General features: G+C 52.2%; 14 protein-coding genes and 1 pseudogene. 10 read left to right on the top strand and 5 right to left on the bottom strand.

Annotated features, from left to right (window positions below; all coding sequences use genetic code 11):
• The first annotated feature begins 50 nt into the window (after positions 1-50).
• Positions 51-1,301: a site-specific integrase gene (locus tag SCARR_RS07945; RefSeq protein ID WP_136060952.1), complete on the top strand. Its 1,251-nt coding sequence runs from the start codon at positions 51-53 to the stop codon at positions 1,299-1,301.
• Positions 1,298-2,062, top strand: coding sequence for a tyrosine-type recombinase/integrase (locus SCARR_RS07940; protein ID WP_136060951.1), 765 nt, complete (start codon positions 1,298-1,300; stop codon positions 2,060-2,062). The genes SCARR_RS07945 and SCARR_RS07940 overlap by 4 nt, the downstream gene beginning before the upstream one ends.
• On the opposite strand, the gene SCARR_RS07935 is transcribed toward SCARR_RS07940, so the two are convergent.
• Together SCARR_RS07935 and SCARR_RS07930 are read right to left on the bottom strand one after the other, a co-directional pair.
• Positions 2,023-3,030: an ISL3 family transposase gene (locus SCARR_RS07935; RefSeq protein ID WP_136060950.1), complete on the bottom strand. Its 1,008-nt coding sequence runs from the start codon at positions 3,028-3,030 to the stop codon at positions 2,023-2,025. The two genes, SCARR_RS07940 and SCARR_RS07935, sit on opposite strands and share 40 nt — an antisense overlap.
• Positions 3,030-3,239 carry a hypothetical protein gene (locus tag SCARR_RS07930; protein ID WP_136060895.1) on the bottom strand — a complete coding sequence of 70 codons (210 nt, stop codon included), beginning with the start codon at positions 3,237-3,239 and terminating at the stop codon, positions 3,030-3,032. Before SCARR_RS07930 ends, SCARR_RS07935 begins: the two co-directional genes overlap by 1 nt.
• Positions 3,240-3,784: 545 nt before the next feature.
• Here SCARR_RS07930 and SCARR_RS07925 point away from each other — a divergent pair.
• From SCARR_RS07925 to SCARR_RS29490, 3 genes and pseudogenes are all read left to right on the top strand, one after another.
• The gene (locus tag SCARR_RS07925; protein ID WP_136060949.1) at positions 3,785-4,789 is read left to right on the top strand and encodes a tyrosine-type recombinase/integrase; all 1,005 of its coding nucleotides are present in this window, start codon (positions 3,785-3,787) and stop codon (positions 4,787-4,789) included.
• An 86-nt stretch (positions 4,790-4,875) separates the two neighbouring features.
• Positions 4,876-5,109 carry a transposase domain-containing protein gene (locus tag SCARR_RS07920; RefSeq protein WP_136060948.1) on the top strand — a complete coding sequence of 78 codons (234 nt, stop codon included), beginning with the start codon at positions 4,876-4,878 and terminating at the stop codon, positions 5,107-5,109.
• A 39-nt stretch (positions 5,110-5,148) separates the two neighbouring features.
• Positions 5,149-5,337, top strand: a pseudogene (locus SCARR_RS29490) (transposase); the annotation flags it as partial.
• A gap of 50 nt (positions 5,338-5,387) precedes the next feature.
• Here the strand turns inward: SCARR_RS29490 and SCARR_RS07910 are convergent.
• From SCARR_RS07910 to SCARR_RS07900, 3 genes are all read right to left on the bottom strand, one after another.
• A complete protein-coding gene (locus SCARR_RS07910; RefSeq protein WP_136060947.1) occupies positions 5,388-7,049 on the bottom strand; it encodes a sulfatase family protein in 1,662 nt (553 codons plus the stop codon).
• 72 nt (positions 7,050-7,121) lie between these two features.
• Entirely contained in the window at positions 7,122-8,618 is a 1,497-nt protein-coding gene (locus SCARR_RS07905) for a sulfatase-like hydrolase/transferase (RefSeq protein WP_168433114.1), read from the bottom strand.
• A gap of 94 nt (positions 8,619-8,712) precedes the next feature.
• Positions 8,713-9,735: a LacI family DNA-binding transcriptional regulator gene (locus SCARR_RS07900; protein WP_136060945.1), complete on the bottom strand. Its 1,023-nt coding sequence runs from the start codon at positions 9,733-9,735 to the stop codon at positions 8,713-8,715.
• Between the two features lie 399 nt (positions 9,736-10,134).
• Between SCARR_RS07900 and SCARR_RS07895 the strand changes: the two genes are divergently transcribed.
• From SCARR_RS07895 to SCARR_RS07875, 5 genes are all read left to right on the top strand, one after another.
• Positions 10,135-10,956: a PEP-CTERM sorting domain-containing protein gene (locus tag SCARR_RS07895; protein ID WP_136060944.1), complete on the top strand. Its 822-nt coding sequence runs from the start codon at positions 10,135-10,137 to the stop codon at positions 10,954-10,956.
• A gap of 234 nt (positions 10,957-11,190) precedes the next feature.
• The gene (locus SCARR_RS07890; RefSeq protein WP_136060943.1) at positions 11,191-12,642 is read left to right on the top strand and encodes a sulfatase-like hydrolase/transferase; all 1,452 of its coding nucleotides are present in this window, start codon (positions 11,191-11,193) and stop codon (positions 12,640-12,642) included.
• A gap of 74 nt (positions 12,643-12,716) precedes the next feature.
• Positions 12,717-15,014 carry a GH92 family glycosyl hydrolase gene (locus tag SCARR_RS07885; protein WP_136060942.1) on the top strand — a complete coding sequence of 766 codons (2,298 nt, stop codon included), beginning with the start codon at positions 12,717-12,719 and terminating at the stop codon, positions 15,012-15,014.
• A gap of 174 nt (positions 15,015-15,188) precedes the next feature.
• Entirely contained in the window at positions 15,189-16,676 is a 1,488-nt protein-coding gene (locus SCARR_RS07880) for a sulfatase family protein (RefSeq protein ID WP_136060941.1), read from the top strand.
• 2 nt (positions 16,677-16,678) lie between these two features.
• The gene (locus SCARR_RS07875; RefSeq protein ID WP_246044453.1) at positions 16,679-18,244 is read left to right on the top strand and encodes a sulfatase-like hydrolase/transferase; all 1,566 of its coding nucleotides are present in this window, start codon (positions 16,679-16,681) and stop codon (positions 18,242-18,244) included.
• Positions 18,245-18,429: the final 185 nt, after the last annotated feature.

The following is an 18,429-nucleotide window of genomic DNA, read 5'->3' as shown; positions in this document are numbered from 1 at the left end:
GCATAATTTCAAGCTAATATGATAATCTCCCTGAACGAAGGGAGGTTGTTATGTTGGAACAATATTTTCATCACCCGAGAGTGCTCAGGCGTTTGCTCGCCAGCCCGGTTCATGACCAAATTGAACGTTATGTTGTTTATCTGAATGAACGAGGCCACACCTACGAGGGAGTGCAACAGTATGTTCAGGCAATTGAGCACTTTTTCGATTGGGCGTTAAAAGAAAACCAGGGAGCAATTACCCCCATTGATAAAGCGATCGTTTGTCGATTTCTTACTGAGCATATTCCGATATGTGATTGTTCTCCTCCAGCTTCCAGAACCATGATTACCTTGCGGGCTGCGCTTAACCACTTATTGCATATATGCGAATCAGAAGAGGAGTCTGACTTGCCTGAATCTAATAATGATCGCCTCATTGATGCATATTTAACCTACCTCAAAAATAATTGCGGATTGGCTGCACAAACCCTGAACTACCGTGCCCGGTATGCCAGAGAGTTCCTCTCCTATCTAAACCATGCAGGAGAAACTGACGTTGCTGCTTTGATGCCCCAAGATATAATGCAATTCATGGTTAACTGTGCCGGAAGATGTAAACGATCTTCTGCTCAGGTTATAGCCTGTTCTCTCCGCAGTTTTCTTCGATTTTTGCAGATGAACGGGTTGTGTAGCATGCAATTGGTGCGCGCGGTTCCCCGCATCCCTAATTGGAAGATGGAGGGAATACCGGTTACGTTATCCGAAGCGCAACTGAGCTCATTGCTCCATGCTTTTGATAAAACATCTGCGACGGGGCTAAGAGATTATGCAATTACGCTGTGCATGACGGAGATCGGTTTGCGAGTTAGTGAGGTCGTTAATATTGCCCTTGATGATGTCGATTGGCGGCGTGGAATATTAAATATTACTTCCCCGAAAGTTCGTCGATCAAGATGCCTGCCGCTCACCGAGCATGTAGGCGCGGCCATTGCGCAGTATATAAAGTGTGGCCGACCGGAAGTTAAATCGCGGCAACTGTTTTTGCGGCACAGGGCTCCTGTCTGCGAGCCGCTCACCCCGAAAGTTGTCGGGGGCGTAATTTATCGTGCCTATCGGCGTGCAGGTCTGCCGGAGTCAATTAACGGCACGCACATCTTAAGGCATACGATTGCTACTCGCTTGTACCAAAATGGGGCATCTCTTAAAGATTTGGCAGATCTCTTAGGGCATCAATCGCTGGAAACAACCGTGATCTATACCAAAGTGAATTTGCCCCAACTTGCTACTGTTGCATTGCCGTGGCCGGAGGAAAGGTCATGAAAACACATCGCTGTCTGCTGCCTTTGGCGCAACAATATCTGGAATACCGCCGGGTTCTTAGCTTTAAGCTTAAAATCGAAGGACAACAGGTGTTAGCATTTGCAGAGTATGCAGATCATTCAGGACATAAAGGTCCAATATCAACTGATTTGGCACTGGAATGGGCGCGTCTTCCGCAGAATGCATCGCCGTTGTACTACGCTCGACGCCTGGAGGTTGTGCGATGTTTTGCCAGATATGCAGCCATTTTCGATGATGCAACAGAAATTCCACAGAAGGGCTTGCTCGGGAAAGCGCACGAACGAGTACAACCTCATATCTACTCTGAGATAGAGATCGGTCAATTAATGCTGGCTGCATCTAAATTATCACCCAGCGGAGGTCTTCGTCCGCAGTCCTATTTAACGCTCTTTGGGCTTCTCGCCAGCACTGGACTGAGAATTTCCGAAGCACTTAGATTACAACGTGATGATGTTGATATCCACCAACGATTGTTGAGGGTATCGGAAACCAAATTTCACAAATCCCGGCTGGTGCCACTCCATCATTCATGTGCCACCCGACTGGAAAATTATTCGCAGTTTCGGGATGCTTACCATATCAATTCCGCATCGACTGCCTTCCTGTTATCAGAACGGGGAAATGAAATGAATTACTCCACCGTAAAGTATACTTTTCGAAATATTTGCAACGAATTGGGGTTCTTCTCGGAAGAGCGTTTTCAGAGATGCCGTCTTGTCGATAGGTGGGGCAGATCATAGATCTTCAGATGCAGGTATTTTTCATCTCGGTAGCCGTAGGCCTGTCGGGTTAACCATCCGATCTTATTGTTGAAGCCTTCTTGGCTGGCGCTGGTCAGGCAACCGTGGTTCCAGTAGGCCAACAGGCCTTCTATTCGTTGCCGAATCGTTTTGGCCATGGTTTTCAGGCAGGCGATGCCTGATTCGTCGGCCATGACGCACCATTTCTCGAACGCAAGCTTTGCGATGCTTGCGCCCGGGGCGATCCTGTAGATGTTGCGCAGGTATTCCTTCATGGCCGAAGCCAGGCCGAGATCCTCGAAACGTTCGCGCAACTCTTCAAGCTCCTCCTTCGATTCTTCTGAAAGAGATTCCTCGTTGCGCAGCAACAGGAAGCGCTTGCCCTTAAGCTCCTTTTTCTGGTCGTCCTCCAGGCGGTTCATGGTGCTTCGTCGTAGGGTGTTGAGCTTGTCGTTCATGGATTTGATCACATGAAAGTGGTCGTAGACGATGTCGGCGTCCGGCAGCACCTCGGCGACCCATGCGCTGTAGGAGTTGGCCATATCGATGGCGACGGCCTTGATCTGTTTGGCCTTGCGCTTGATGCGTTTGCGGAACTTTTTGAGCGCGTCGCCGCCTTTGCCTTTGCCGATGAAGAGCACGGCGCCGGAGTCGATGTCGCGCACGACGGTGATGTAGCCGAGCCGTTTCCCGAGGTAGACCTCGTCGATGCCCAGATAGGCGACATCATCGAGACGCACCCGCTTGTATTTCTTTTTCAGCCAGGCTTTTTCGATGTTCTTGACGGTCTCCCAGTGCAAGCCGGTGAACTTCGCAGCCGCTGATATCGACATTTCCGTCCGAAGGGCCAGAACGAACCGTGCCGTCCACTTGGTGTAGCGCACGTACGGATCGGGGCAGAACGTGATCGGCTCGTGGCTCGACGCCCCGCAGTCGCGGCAGCGGATGCGGCGGACGGCGACGCGCATCAGCGTTTTTTAAAACCGATGCAAAGGCCTCGGATATCACGCGTCTTCCCCGTTTCTACGATCGAGGTGCTCCATGAGCGGCACTGCGGGCAGACGTGCCGCTTCGCCTTGGAGTGCAGGTAGTAGATTTCGGTGCCCTTGGCGCGTTCCGTCTTTTGATAGTTGTAGCCAATGATTCCCTGAGTATGATGGAGCGAGCTGATTAACATAGGTTTCCTTTTGGGTTTGAGAGCTGGGAAGGAAACGTTAATCAGCGCCTCTTTTCAACCATTCGAGACCGAAAAACCCGAGCGGCGGGCCAGAGCGCTCCACTCTGCTCAAGAACGATCTCGGCATAACGCCGCTTCGCTTCGGCCCTTCGGGCACTTATACGAGATGGTTCTTGATCTGCATTCCCCCCTCCGGCGGAGAGTCCGGATCCTTCCTACGGAAGAAATTGACCATTTCCGACCAGACTCACGAGATCGGTCAGGTCGCTCTTCCGTGAAGAGGCCGAATTGGGGTGGTCAAAAGCTGACACTCAACGGCGTCCACGATTATATGATTTCCGGCATACTTTCGCATGCCATCGACTGCTGCAATGGTATCGCGAGGGAGCAGATTTTGACCATGTCATTGCAGCTCTCTCTACGTATATGGGACACGCCAGGATTGCAGATACCTACTGGTATCTTTGCGGCATTCCAGACCTGATGCAGATTGCCGGAGAGCGGTTCCAGTCTTTCGTTCACAATGAGATAAAGGAGGACCCCTCATGAAAGTTGTTCACGAAGCGAAATTTGCAGAACTCCTGCAGAACTTCTTTACGAAACGTTTAATCCAGCAGCGCAACGTGAGCGCATGCACTGTCGCATCTTATCGTGACACCTTCAGGCTTCTACTGCATTTCCTCAACGATGCTTTCGGAAAACAGCCGTCACAGATCAGTCTTGAGGATTTGAGAGCACCGGTGATCGAGGCATTTCTGCACTACCTTGAGATCGAAAGAGGCAATTCCATTCGAACACGAAACAATCGATTTGCTGCCATTCGAACTTTTCTTGTTTATGCTGCTGCGCAGGAGCCATGTTATCTTTCGACCATTCAGCAGGTGCTGGCAATGCCAATGAAGCGCTTTGATCGCCCAAGAATAGAGTATTTGTCGCGTGATGAAATTGCTGCGATTATTGAAGCAGCAGATGGCTCGACATGGAGTGGACGCCGAGATCAGGTCATGTTCTCAACACTGTACAACACAGGAGCACGAGTTTCGGAGATCGTTGCCGCAACAGTGAAAGACGTGTCGTTAGAGGTTTGTTCATCCATCCAGTTGCATGGAAAGGGAAGAAAAGACCGAAGTATACCGCTTTGGAAAGACACAGCCCGGCAGCTCAGGAGATGGATCAAGGAAACAGATGCCCAAGGTAATTACCCACTCTTTCCTAACTGCTCCGGCGCCCACCTGACCCGATCCGGGGTCGAGTACCGCCTCAGGCGACTCGTAGCAACCGCATCTTCAAGCTTTCCCTCTCTGAAAAACAGAAAAATATCGCCACACACAATACGGCATACGACAGCAATGCACTTGTTACAATCAGATGTTGATATCACAGTCATTGCGCTTTGGCTCGGCCATGAAAGCACGGCAATCACACACATGTACGTTGAGGCCGATATAAAAATGAAAGAGCGTGCACTTGCAAAGGTTCAAGAACCAAAGACTCGGCGCAGCCGTTATAAGCCCACCGACAAGCTTCTTCATTTTCTTGAAACCCTGTAATTATGCAGAGCAATAGTATTGCTTGAATCAAGTTCTATGCGGCCCGCAGCCCTGAACTCCGCATAATCCCGGACTCAGCATAATTTTTGTTATGCGGAGCTCCGCATAACAAAAAGAACTTCCTTTTCTTCGGTAGTCCGGAATCCGGCCAGACTAGCGCCATCATCTATAGCCTCATTGAAACCTGCCGAAAACTCGACATCAATCCAGCCGACTACCTGCGTGAAACCCTCAGCGCCCTGCCGACCATGCAACAGTCCGAAGCTGCCGATTGGACGCCTGCCCGCTGGAAATCAATCCGCGGAACCGCCGGAGAGTAGCCCTGTCAAGGCGGTCGCCGAAGAGACGCATACCCTGATAAAGCTCTGAGCAAGGTTGTACAACTGCTGAAAGGTGGAACGAGTAAGGTGCTCCGGTCGGAGTTTCCCGAGCTGGAGGAGTTTCTGTGGGGAAATAGTCTATGGGCGGCTGGCTACTTCGCGGAGTCAGTTGGTGTTTCGGATGAGCGGATGATACGACGGTATATTAGAGACCAGAACCATGGATAGCAGATTGTGCAAGAGGCCCTGAAGCTCCGGACTTTAGTCCGGGGAGGGGTTCACTTTTTGTCATCCAGCGGGACGGCTCCGTCGGCGTCGCGGATGGCCTGTGCTTTTTTTGTCATATCTTCGGTGTAATAGCGGCGTGTTGTTTTGGTGAGATCCTGCGGAATATTTTCCGGCACGTTGTATTGTTCGCGCAGCTTTTCGAGTTCGCGGTGCATCTGTTTGGCGACTTCGGCATATTCGGGGCGTTGGTAGACGTTGGTCATTTCGTTGGGATCGGTTTTCAGATCGTAGAGCTCCCATTCGCCGAGGTCGTAGAAGTTGAGCAGTTTGTAGCGCCCGTCGTATGCGCCTTCGTGGCGATGCACCATGTGCCAGCCCGGATATTCGTAGTAGTGGTAATAGACGGAGTTGCGCCAGTCTTTGGGCGTGCGGCTTTTGAGGATCGGGACGAGACTCAGCCCCTGCATGTCGGACGGAATGTTAACGCCGGCGATTTCGAGGAAGGTTTCGGCAAAGTCGAGGTTGGACACGAGGTCGGAGTTGACGCTGCCGGGACGGGTTACTCCGGGCCAGCTGATGAGCAGGGGGGTGCGGAACGATTCGTCATACATGAAGCGTTTGTCGAACCAGCCATGTTCGCCCAGATAGAAGCCCTGGTCGGATGAATAGATGAAGACGGTGTTTTCGAGCAGACCGCTTTTTTCCAGGTGTTGCTGAATCTGCCCGACGGAATCATCAACCGATTTAATGCAGCGCAGATAATCTTTCAAATAGCGTTGGTATTTCCAGCGGATCAGATCTTTGCCTTTCAGGTTGGCTTCCATGAATTTTTTGTTTTTCGAGCCGTAAGCGGCGTCCCACTTTGCAAGCTGTTCGGGAGTCAGTCGGCGTTTAATCCGCTTGTTCAGTTCATTGAAAACATCGCGTTCCCAGATTTTAAGGTCTTTCCCCAGCTGCATGGCGATGTCGAGGGATTGGTCCTGTTCTTTGGCGGCGGTGCCGCGCCCTTCGAGGGTGTCGAATAACGTATCGGGTTCCGGGATCTCGACGTCATCAAATTCGGTGAGATATTTCAGGGCCGGCGACCATTCGCGATGCGGTGCCTTGTGCTGCACCATCAGGATAAACGGTTTGTCGGGGTCGCGCGTCTGGTCCAGCCATTGAATGGCTTTGTCGGTGATGACGTCGGTCACGTAGCCCTGTTCCTCGTGGGTTCCGGTCGCGGTCTGGAACTCGGGTTTGTAGTAGACTCCCTGGCCGGGCAGGATTTCCCAGTGATCGAACCCGGTTGGGTCGCTTTCCAGATGCCATTTGCCGATGACGGCGGTTTGGTAGCCGGCCTTGCGGAGCAATTTTGGAAAGGTCTGCTGTGAGCCGTCAAAGGTGTCGGTTTCGTTGCGCATAAATCCGTTCATGTGGCTGTGTTTTCCGGTCAGGACGGTCGCCCGGCTGGGGCCACAGATCGAGTTGCCTACCATGCACCGGTTAAAACGCATGCCGTTTTCCGCGATCCGATCCAGATTGGGAGTGGGGGCGACGGCTGCCAGCCGTCCTCCGTAGGCGCTGATGGCCTGCGTGGCGTGGTCATCGGAAAAGACGAAGACGATGTTGGGCTTTTTGGCATGCGCCGTGGCGGCAAAGGCGAGGGAGAGGAGGGCGATGGTTGCAGAACCCGCTCGATGGATCGTCGGTTTTAAAATTGCATTCTTCATTTAGCGTTCCTTCTTTTCTGTGTGGGTTCTGTCAATTTCACACGACATCCTCTCTGCCTGCTGTTCGTCATTTTACTTAATTTCATACTTCAGCCGTCCCGGCCGATTTAAGAGGTGTTGAACTCCGGTTTGGTAAAGTTCATCCGCCTGCTTCTGTCGCCAGGTTAACTGACCGGCCATGGCTTCGACATACTGCTTATACACGTTCGGCGCCTTTTTCAGCCGGTCTTCATCAGGAATCGGCAGATGCTCCAACCGGGATTCCAATTCCATCCGGGCGTTTCGGCTGGCCTCATTGTCCGTCTCAACTTTTTTGAACGTGAAAGGGTTCCCCGATGGATTGCAGCGCCAAAGCTGTCCCTGAGCATCCAGCGAATAGTCCCGATTACGAATCATCCGATGAAAACCCAATACATAACTGAAGATCCACTCGCGGCTATGTGCGCGATCGCCCTCCAGCAACGGAACCAGGCTTTGTCCATCTAGCACTTGCGATGGCAAGGCCCGATGGCCGGCCAGTTCCAGCAAGGTCGGATACAGATCCACGCAATCGGTCAAACTTCCAGTCTCGCCATGCCATTTAACCCATTTTGATCCCCCGGCCACAATAAACGGGATGTGTGCACCGATCTCCGAAGCGGCGCCTTTCCCGATGCCATAGGTTGGATTATCCGCCATGAAAAAGATGACCGTATTTTCGTATTCACCCATCGCTTTGAGCTCGTTCACCAACCTACCCACTGCCGTATCAAGATATTGTACACTGGACACCATGCCCGGCTCCGTTTTCGTGACCTCATGGTTGCCCGGCGCTTTCATCTCCGTCCAGGGAAAATGGGTCAGGTGGGCAGAATAATAGATAAAAAACGGCTTTTCGGTGTTTTTACTCCGTTGTGCAAAATCAAGGGCAGCATCCCCGAGCATTTCCGGGCCGAAATCATCGGGCCCCGTCGATCGCAGACGGCCATTTTCAATCACCATCGGGTGCCAGGTTGCTGATGGACTGTGCAGTTCTTTATGGGTCGGCGAAAATTGGTTTGCGTTCCACCAATACCACCATGGGCCGGAATACTCCTTGATCCATTCCTGCTTCAGTCCATCACCGCCGATCAGTGAGCCGTACAGAAAATATTCATCCACACCCCAGTCCGAATCCGCCGGAGAGGTAGGCAGATGCCATTTGCCTCCATGAAACGTTTCATATCCGGATTCCTTCATCGCCCGGAAAAGAGTCATTTTTTCCCGAGGCATGGCATCGTACGTTTTGGTTTCAATGTATGAGTTGCCTAAGGCGCCGTTGCGGAAACCATACTGACCGCTCATGATGGCCGCACGGCTACTCACACACAACGGCGTCGCCCAGGCGGTCTTGAATTTAATGCCGCCCTCGGCCAACGCATCGATGTTCGGCGTCGATACCATCGTATTTCCATAACAGCCCAGCTCATGCGTACTGCAATCATCTACCAGAAACAGGATAATGTTCGGTTGCTGGGTTGCCTGCAACCCAACCGGCATAAGGGTGAGCGCCAACGCCGCCAGCATTATTTGATTTTTAATTTTTCTCATTGTGATTTCCTTTATGTGTGCAGGGATTTTGATGCCTGGATGTGAAAACGTATTCATTCGGTTGACGCGGACAGCAATACAAGGCGTTTGTTGATTATGGAGTTTCCCACGTTCCGCGAATGTAGATTGTTTCCGGGAATTCCGGAATGCCGCGTTCGCCGGTATGGATCATGGAGATGATTTTTCGAATGGCACAGGCGCCGATGGCTCGGGAAGGAGGGCGAATGCCGGGGCCTTTGTCTTGCGGCTCTTTCAATGAAAAATCGAAGACCGGCGTATTATCCGGCAGTTGGTTGTCGAACATTTTTTCCAGAGTATGACCGTGGTAGGTGATGATGTGGTCCGGTCTTATTTTTTCGATGGAACGCACCATTCTCTTTATCTGCCTTGAGTCGTCGGGGTCGACAACGAAGTATGGGAACTTTTGGTTTCGGGTGAGTGAATTATAGTGGGTGTATATGCTTTCGAAGGTGCCTCGTATGATTTCCGCCGTGGGCTTGGAGGGTGTGGCCGGGCAAATGAGTGCCGGGCTTTTGAATCCGAGTTCGTGCGCTTTGTGCAGTGTGAACTCCATCGCATATTGCGTGTCGTGCAGGATGCGGTGCACCGGGAATGCGTGCGTTGTAAAATAGTCGAAAGAGACCACCGAAAGGTGCTGAAGGTCGCAGTCGAATTCGTATGTCTCATACGATGGAAGCATGAGGAGGCCCTGCGCGCTGCGATGGCGCAGGATGCTGGCCAGCCGTTTCGGGGTATAGGTTCCCTTCCAGAATTCTTCGAGCTGATAGCCGAGGGTCAAAGCCTGCTTCTTCGCGCCGGCGAAAACTTCCCGGAAGTCATAATTGAGGCGGGTATCGGATTCGGATATCGGATGTTCCATGGGATTCCACACCGCGAGCGTGCGGATCTGTTTAGAGGGATCCTTGGTTTGGATCTGCGCCATGAGCTGCGAAAGGTTGGGATCCAGATGATATCCCAGTTTTTTGGCCAGGTGTTTCACTTTTTGGCGCATGACCGGGCTGATTTGAGGATCATTCTTCAGCGCCCGTGTAATCGTGGACCGGTTGACGCCCAGATGTTGCGCAAGGTCTTTTTGAGTGATGCGTTTTTCAGTCATGGTGTATCGTTGTTTATCCGATCCTGTCGTGGTCAACTGTTCTGATTCATTTGAGGAATAGAACAGAATTGATTCCCGCTCAAGGGATATTTCCGCAAAGATGGCGCACTAGGTGCGTTTGAGATGGGTTGCTGACATGCGCCCTGTTTGAAATGGTGCCTCAGTAGCTGTTTTATGAGCGGAGATCCCGTCGGTGGCTGTAGGGGAAAATGGAGAATAGAATGAAGGGTCTTGCTTGATCAACGCCGGGCTCTCTTATGGCTCTGAACTAAAAGCCCGGCGCAACGGGTGCGCTAGGTTTGGGTTGCGGAATGACATCGCATTTGAATAAATGACTATTCGTTGAAATTAGAAAAGACGGCCAAGGGGCTGCGAACAACATAACAAAAGGAGAATGAGATGAGATCAAAGTTGATTAAAGCGGCCTTGTTGGGGTTGGTTGTTTGTGTAGTGGGTCAATTGCAGGCGGAAGTGATTACGCTCTATACTGATGACTTTACAACCGCTACGGATGCGAACCTCCTCGGTCGGACTCCGGGCGGAACGCTGGGTTCCGGTGCGGGAGCATCAGCAAATACATGGCTTGCACGCGAAGCCGATAATCCGTACACGACACAGGTGGACGCGACAGACGATGTCGTGGAATACTTTCAGAATCCCACCGACGGAAAGACCTCCAACGGATTGCTCGCGTTCGCTCCGGAGGCAGGGAAAGTGTATACTCTCACTGCGGATCTGGATAATAATTTTACGGGTCTGTACGATTCTGTCAGGCTTGGGTTTACATCTGCTTCCGTATCCAACAATTTTGGTGGTGGAACGAGCGCGCGGATCTATACTACTGACACCGGCGGCTATAAGTTGAATTCGAAGCTGGAAGGAGATACCGCCGTCCAAGTGGACGATACATATGGGAATGGGACGATGCAAATGGTGCTTGATACGACAGCTGAACAGTGGACGATTGCTGCCTCGTGGCAGAGTCAGTCGACCGGCGAGTTCGTAGAGTTTAGTAGTCATACATATACGGTTAATCCAACAGATATTACGCATGTGGGTTTCGGGTTTTCGAACGGGAATGGCAACCTCGATCCTAATGGAGACCTTGGAAGTACGGTTGACAACTTCAGTCTGACGGTGGTTCCTGAACCGACGACGTTGGGGCTGCTTTCGATGGTGAGTGGCACCTTGCTCTTTATTCGCCGGCGTCTGGCTTTATAGGCCGCAGCGTATTTGTGTTGAGAAACCTCCGGCATTAAGTGTTCGGAGGTTTTTTATCGCTCGATCCATTCAATAGTGAACTGGGCGCCAACGAGCATCGGGAGATGTCGGGCCAAAACTGACCGTGTAAACATATCAACACACATATTCAACATAACGTTGCTGTTTGCGGCTCAATTTTATTGTTACATTTCCCCACTTTAAGCGGAGATAATTTTAAGGAGTTTGAATTTAATGAATGCAGTAATATCCAGGTGTCTCGGTCTGATTCTATTCTCTGTGTGTTTTCTCTCTCTTGCGACTCCTTTGGCGATTGCAAAACAACCGAACGTCCTCTTCATTTTTGTCGATGATCAGGGGTATTACGACCTCGGTTGCTATGGAGCAACGGAGGTTGAAACCCCGCGGATTGATGCGTTGGCGAAAAGCGGTGTGCGTTTTACAGATTTTTACTCGGCCGCGCCCATTTGCAGTCCTTCTCGCGCCGGGCTCATTACTGGATGCTATCCGCGCCGAACGGGGAATGAGGTTTGGGTTCATCGCCCGGATGCAGAAGGGGGAATTCCCTCTGAGCGTTTGACCATCGCGGAGCTTTTTAAGGGCGCGGGATATACGACCGCCTGCATCGGCAAGTGGCACTTGGGTTTTAAGGAAGAATATCTGCCGCTGAGTCAGGGCTTTGATCATCACTACGGTATTCTTCACAATATGGACAGTTTTGAGGTTTCGCACTTTGATGACAAAGGCGGAATTCCTTTTCTTTGTGATGGCGAGGTGATTGAACGGGGTGTGGGCGCGGATCAGCTCACGAAAAGGTATACCGACGAAGCGATTGCGTGGATGGAGAAGGTCTCCAATGAAGGGAAACCCTTCTTTCTTTATCTCCCGCATACCATGTTGCATCACCCATTGGGCGTGAGTCTGGAGTTTGTCGGAACCTCAAAATGGAAAAATGACCAGGAGTATGGCGACGCTATTCAGGAGATGGATTTTCATACCGGCCGGTTGCTGGATACGCTGAAGCGACTGGGCATTGCGGATAATACGGTGGTGGTTTATACGTCCGATAACGGACGCGGGCCGGGGCGCAATGCCGATCAGCCAATTCGCGGCAATAAGCTGACGACTTTTGAGGGCGGTCTGCGCGTTCCCTTTATTGTGGCCGGCACCGGGGTACGCAAGGGCTGTGAGTCAACCGTCGTGGCGCATATGATGGACTGCTATCCGACATTGGCCTCGCTGGCGGGTATCCGGGTTCCTGAGGATGTCATTCTTGACGGTCGCGATTTGAGTGCTCTATTGGTCGGGAAGACCGATGAGATCCCCGCTTTTGATGCCTCCGTTTCTTTGAATGCGGATGTCCCGCTTCGTCGTCCTTTCCGTCTGGGGTATGAGTGGTCGGAACATTTTACGCAGGAGGAGTATTTGAACGCCTTCTTTTATCATGGCTCTCAGGGGGCGCTTGCCGCAGTTCGTTATGGCCCGTGGAAGTTGTATCTGAATCCCACGCTGCAGTTGTTTAACTTGGATCATGATCCGGGAGAATTGAATGAGGTAAAGGCGAACTGGCCGTCAGAAGCTATGAGGGAGTCGACGGCTCCGGAGGATGTTGAAAAGGTGAAGATTTGGGATGTGAAAACCAAATTGCGTGGAATGGCGATCCGGTTCCAGGAAGAGATGCATTAATAATCTGATTTCTGACGCGATGGATGACGGCATCATGGTTCGGGGCGCTCCCGGAACGAAAGTAAAGGGAGTTTATGACAGGATATTATCGATCAATTCTTTTGGCTGGCCTTTTGGTGGCGTCCCTCGGTTATTCCGAACGTCCAGTGGATCATCTGAATCTCTTTATTGGCACGGGGTATAACGGACACACCTTTCCGTCGGCAACGGTGCCGTTTGGTGCGGTGGTTCCGGGGCCGGATTGCTCGGTGCGGGAGTGGCATGCGGCGGCTGGCTATCATTATGACAAACCGACCATTATGGGTTTTAGTCAGACCCATCTCAGCGGAACCGGACTGACCGATTGGGGGGATTTTCTCCTGATGCCGGTGGTGGGTTCGGTGCCGTTGGTTCCGGGGACTGAAGCCGAGCCGGAAACGGGCTATCGCTCGCGCTTTTCCCACGATGACGAGGCGGCTGAGGCCGGGTATTATCAGGTGCGCCTGCAGGATTATGATATTAATGTGGAGCTGACTGCGACCGAACGGGTAGGCGTTCATCGGTACACGTTTCCGGAGGGCGAGCCCCGCCGGATCCTCATGGATCTGGAGCATGCCATTCAGCGCAACACAACAATCCATTCCTACATGCGCGTTCACGATGCCCAAACCGTGACCGGATACCGCATTACGGGGTCGCGATGGGCTTCCAGCCGCTTCCTCTATTTTGCGATGAAGTTTTCGGAGCCGATGACGGAGCATATGATCCATGATCGTGTGCGGCAGCTTGATTATGACAATATTCCGGAGTTGGCTTCGTCGAAATTGATTGCCTCGTTCCGCTTCGAACCCGGCAGGGAGTTGATGGCTAAGATTGCGATCTCGCCGGTGTCCATGCGCAACGCGTTGGAAAATCTGGAGACCGAAGTTCCGCATTGGAATTTTGAAAAGGTTCGCAGTGCTGCGGAAGCGAAGTGGGCTCGTGAGTTGGGTAAGATTTCTGCGGAGGGCTCGGACAAGGCGCTGGAGGTCTTTTACTCTGCGCTCTATCGCACCATGATTCATCCCGACGTGCATCAGGATGTCAATGGTGAGTACCGCGGGGTTGATAAAGAGATTCACACCGCCGACGGATTTACAAATTATACGGTCTTTTCTCTCTGGGATACGTTCCGAACGTTACACCCGTTGCATACGATTATTCAGCCGGAGCGGACGGCTGACTATGTGAAGTCGATGCTCGCGTATCAATCGCAGAGCGCGCACAACATGCTTCCCTGCTGGTCGATGCACCATAACGATAATTTCTGTATGATTGGTGTGCATGCCTTGCCGGTTGTGATTGATGCATGGATGAAGGGGCTGACTGATGAGCCCGCAGAAAAAATTCTGGATGCGGTCATTGCAACAGCGACGCAGCCGGGGGCTCATAAAATGAAATTTGAGCAGTATCCTCAGTGGTACGGGCAGCAGCACTATTTGAAGCTCGGTTATTTCCCGGATGAGCTTGTCCGCTCGGGGACGTCGTTGACCTTGGAGCATGCGTATGACGACTGGACCGTCGCTCTGATGGCTGAAAAGATGGGGGACAAAAAGGTGGCCGGCGAGTATCAGGCACGCGGGCAGAATTACCATAAGGTCTGGGATGCTGAAAAAGGCTTCTTCCGCGCCAGGATGGGAGACGGCTCCTGGCACCCAACGTTTGCACCGCGGGCGTATCATCGTGAGGATTTCAAGGATCGCGAATTCACGGAGGGCAACGCGTGGCAGTATCTGTTTTTTGCACCGCATGATGTCTACGGCCTGATTGATTTGATGGGGGGCAAGGCGCAGTTTGCCGAGCGCCTCGATACCCTGTTCACATTGCCGCCCAGCGAGGATGGAACGGCGGTCGGCGATGTCTCCGGGTTGATCGGGGACTATGCGCACGGAAACGAGCCGTGCCATCATGTTGCTTATCTTTACAACTATGCCGGGCAACCGTGGAAAACCCAGAAGCTGATCCACCAAATTGCGCGGGAATTTTACCCTGCCGCGCCTGCCGGCTATATCGGCAATGAGGATGCAGGACAAATGTCGGCGTGGTATGTCATGAGTGCGATGGGCTTTTATCCGGTCAATCCCTGCGGGGGGATCTATGTGATCGGATCCCCTCTGCTTCCGAACGTTACGATCAATCTGGAAAACGGGAAGGCTTTCCAGATAAAAGCGCCGCAGGTGTCGGCGGAAAACATCTATATTCAGTCGGCGACATTGAACGGTCGGCCGTTGAATAATGTGTGGATTTCGCATGATGATGTTATGCGTGGCGGTATTCTGGAGTTCGTAATGGATTCCTCGCCAAGTGAGTGGGGTGTCAATTCTAAACCCGTTCCGTTGGCAGATGGTCAGTGAAGGCACGGGGAAATCGGTGGGGGGCGGAGCTTAGATATGTAAGCAATCCCGCGTTTTGGTGAAAAACGGAGTCTGGGATGAAGTGGAAACCGTTATGGCGCGGCTCAAATCAATAAATCGAAGGGTCAGGCCCCGTTTTGGGGGCTTCTGGCCAGGATAATAACAGGGAACATTATGAATATTAAGACGTTACCAATTTTTTTGGCCTTTATCGTTATGTTGGCGCTGAGCGTGGCGGCAAAAGAGCGGCCTAATATTGTGGTGATTCTGGCCGATGATTACGGAGTTGGCAGTGCCAACTGTTACGGAGCGGACATCAAGCACATCCGAACGCCTCATATTGATCGGCTGGCCAAAGAGGGCATGCGGTTTACGGATGCGAATACACCAGCGTCTGTTTGCTCTCCAACACGCTATGCGTTTTTGACCGGGCGTTATGCGTGGCGAGGGAAGCTTCAGTATGGAGTGCTGACTCCTCCTGAAGGGCCGTTGCTGATTGAGCCGGAGCTGACCACGCTGCCTGAATATTTTAAGCAGTTTGACTACCAGACGGCCCATATCGGCAAATGGCATTTGGGGTATACCAATATGGAGGAGGTCAAGGATCTGTCCGCTCAGCCACTGGAGCCCGGGCCGCGCTCGCTGGGGTTTGACTACCATTTCGCCGTGCCGAATCAGATTGACTGGCGGCCTAAGGTCTATATTGAAAATGAATCGATCTGGGGGCTGCGCTCCAAAGGCCAGAGTCCGTATGGCAAGAGTTTTTATGGGGGGAGTAGCTATCATGGGTATGATGCGCCGCAACGCGTCACAACCGAGGTTACCCAGGACCTGTCCGATGCGGCCAGAAACTGGATATTTAAAGCAGTGCGTCAAAATCCGGACAAACCGTTCTTTCTCTACTTTGCGCCGGTTGCCGTGCACCACCCGATTTCGCCGAGCGAGAAATGGCGCGGCAGCAGCGGGGTGGGCCCCTACGGAGATTTCATCCACGATCTGGATCATAGCGTTGGGGAGATCATGGATGCCCTGGCCTACTCCGGGGTGCTGGAAAATACGGTGGTTGTTTTCACTAGTGACAACGGCGGGGATTACTGCCCGGAGGAGCAGCGAGCGCGGACGTTGGGCTTTAAGAATAACGGCGATATTCGCGGGGATAAGCAGACGATTTATGAGGGCGGGTTCAAGGTACCCTTCATTGTGCGCTGGCCCAAAATGATTCAGGAAAGATCTGTTTCCGACCGCATGGTTAATGTGGTTGACCTCTACGCCACCTTTCAGGAGCTGGTGTCTGGAAGTGTTTTGGGGCCGAAGGTTGCCGCCGCAGATAGTTTTAGTTTCTACGATACCTTGCGAGGGACGGAGTCTCAGGAGGCGGTGCGGGAAACGATGGTGGTGAACGATGTCTTTGGTGTGGCTGCCATTCGAATGGGCGATTGGAAGTACATCGAGGGCAAGCCAAAAAAGCCTGCGCATCAAAATAAAGCGAAAAACAGAGGCAGAAAAACGGCGCCGGAGCTCTATAACTTGAGTCAAGATCCCGCCGAATCCGAGGATCTCATTGCCCAGTTTCCGGAGATTGTGAAGAACATGCAGGCCAGACTGGATCTCATTCGGTCGCAGGGGTCGGAACGTATAACTAAGAATGGAGGGGTGAAGTGAAAATGAATCGTCAGGTGATAACGTGGTTTCTTTTTTTTGGGCTCGTCGTATTCGGGGTCTCAACTGTTCAGGCGGCCCCGCTGAATTTTCTGATTATCGTCGCCGATGATTTGAATCATGACAGCCCGGGGTTTTCCGGGGTCGGGGTTGCCCCGGATGTGACTCCGAATCTGGATCGTCTGGCCAGCCAGAGCTACTATATTGAAAATGGGTTTTCTACGGTCGCGGTCTGTCAGCCATCCCGGCAGTCGATGTTAACGGGCCGTTATCCCGGAAAGTATGGCGGCAAGGGGTTCTTTCCGATTGGTAAAGAGGTGGAAACCGTTACGGCGAGGCTCAAAAAGCATGGGTATATAACGGCAACGCTGCACAAAGTCCATCATATGCTGCCTGCGGAAAATTTCGCCTGGGATTATACCGCGCAGCAGTTTGGGATCCAGGAAGAGGATATCATCGTTGGTCGATCGCCCGACTTGTTTTACAAGTCGGTAAGCCAGATCGCGGAGCTGTCCAGAGAGCGAGACGCCCCGTTCATCTTTGTGGCGAATTCCGCCGACCCCCATCGTCCGTTCTCCGGGAACGCGAAGGAGGAAAAGAAGTTTATGCCGACCCGTTATCAGGAGATCCCGTCCCCGTCGCGCACCTATTCACCGGAGGAGATCAACGTGCCGACGGTTCTTCCGGATCTGCCGAGAGTACGCCAAGAGCTGGCTTATTATGCAAATTCGGTGCGGCGGCTCGATGATACGGTGGGTGCCTGCATGAAAGCGCTTCGCGACTCGGATGTGGAGGGGCAGACCGTTGTCATCTTTGTGGCGGATAATGGAATGGCATTTCCGTTCGGGAAGTTTGACTGCTACTTGGACAGCAATAAAACGCCCATTCTTTTTCGGTTTCCCGATGGGTTGGGAGCGGGGAAGAAAAACTCGAACGCCCTCGTTTCGCTGATCGACATAACGCCGACGCTTTTGGAGTTGGCGCAGCTCCCCCCTATGGAAGGGATTGACGGAAACTCTCTGGTTCCAGTTTTTCAGGCCGCTGAAGAAGGCAAGATGTCTAGGTTCAGGGATTACGTTGTTACATTTCGACACGAGGATATCCTCTATGCCAACTATATAAAGATGTTCTCGGAAGGGAATCCTGGCTTTCTCGATGGCGTAAAAGCAAAGGGTTGGCGGTTGCGCCGCGATCACTCGAACCCCGGAACGTATTCGTTGGATCGCAATATGAGAATGATCTTTGATGGGCGTTATTCCTATATCTATAACCATTGGATGATGCATGGCAAGAAGCGGGTAACTCACCCTTCTAATATGACGTTTGGTGCCATGTTGAAGGGCGCAAAGTCCGATCCGGCCCTTGCGGAGCGGGTTGACTCTTACATGCATCGGGCTCCTGAAGAGCTCTACGATTATATGAACGATCGGGTGGCAGAGAACAACCTGATCGGTTCTCCCGAATATCGCGGGATTGCGAAGAAGTTGAAAAAGCAGCTGGAGGGGTGGATGCAGCGCAATGGTGATCCGCAGTGTGATGATTTTGCGAAAGATGTCGGGGCGCGGCATTAGGGTTCAGATTTGTGCCGGGGCTTCGCGACGGTTCCACGGCACGCGGTAGAACCTGTGCGCCACCCGGCAGAAATGAACTGTTTCGGATCGTTTGATCTGCAGACTCCCCGCAGGTGTCCCGGATCGACAATGTTCGGGATGATTAACAAGTAAATAAATCGAAGGACGTGGTCCCACGCGGGGGC

Source organism: Pontiella sulfatireligans (genome assembly GCF_900890705.1).
GTDB lineage: Bacteria > Verrucomicrobiota > Kiritimatiellia > Kiritimatiellales > Pontiellaceae > Pontiella > Pontiella sulfatireligans.
The sequence above is the reverse complement of the archived record's forward strand: the minus strand, read 5'-3'. Positions and strand labels throughout refer to the sequence as shown.

What these genes read in the sequence shown, in the direction of transcription:
- SCARR_RS07945 (WP_136060952.1), top strand. Translation starts at nt 51, where the DNA reads ATGTTGGAACAATATTTTCATCACCCGAGAGTGCTCAGGCGTTTGCTC.
- SCARR_RS07940 (WP_136060951.1), top strand. Translation starts at nt 1,298, where the DNA reads ATGAAAACACATCGCTGTCTGCTGCCTTTGGCGCAACAATATCTGGAA.
- SCARR_RS07935 (WP_136060950.1), bottom strand. Translation starts at nt 3,030, where the DNA reads ATGCGCGTCGCCGTCCGCCGCATCCGCTGCCGCGACTGCGGGGCGTCG.
- SCARR_RS07930 (WP_136060895.1), bottom strand. Translation starts at nt 3,239, where the DNA reads ATGTTAATCAGCTCGCTCCATCATACTCAGGGAATCATTGGCTACAAC.
- SCARR_RS07925 (WP_136060949.1), top strand. Translation starts at nt 3,785, where the DNA reads ATGAAAGTTGTTCACGAAGCGAAATTTGCAGAACTCCTGCAGAACTTC.
- SCARR_RS07910 (WP_136060947.1), bottom strand. Translation starts at nt 7,049, where the DNA reads ATGAAGAATGCAATTTTAAAACCGACGATCCATCGAGCGGGTTCTGCA.
- SCARR_RS07905 (WP_168433114.1), bottom strand. Translation starts at nt 8,618, where the DNA reads ATGAGAAAAATTAAAAATCAAATAATGCTGGCGGCGTTGGCGCTCACC.
- SCARR_RS07900 (WP_136060945.1), bottom strand. Translation starts at nt 9,735, where the DNA reads ATGACTGAAAAACGCATCACTCAAAAAGACCTTGCGCAACATCTGGGC.
- SCARR_RS07895 (WP_136060944.1), top strand. Translation starts at nt 10,135, where the DNA reads ATGAGATCAAAGTTGATTAAAGCGGCCTTGTTGGGGTTGGTTGTTTGT.
- SCARR_RS07890 (WP_136060943.1), top strand. Translation starts at nt 11,191, where the DNA reads ATGAATGCAGTAATATCCAGGTGTCTCGGTCTGATTCTATTCTCTGTG.
- SCARR_RS07885 (WP_136060942.1), top strand. Translation starts at nt 12,717, where the DNA reads ATGACAGGATATTATCGATCAATTCTTTTGGCTGGCCTTTTGGTGGCG.
- SCARR_RS07880 (WP_136060941.1), top strand. Translation starts at nt 15,189, where the DNA reads ATGAATATTAAGACGTTACCAATTTTTTTGGCCTTTATCGTTATGTTG.
- SCARR_RS07875 (WP_246044453.1), top strand. Translation starts at nt 16,679, where the DNA reads ATGAATCGTCAGGTGATAACGTGGTTTCTTTTTTTTGGGCTCGTCGTA.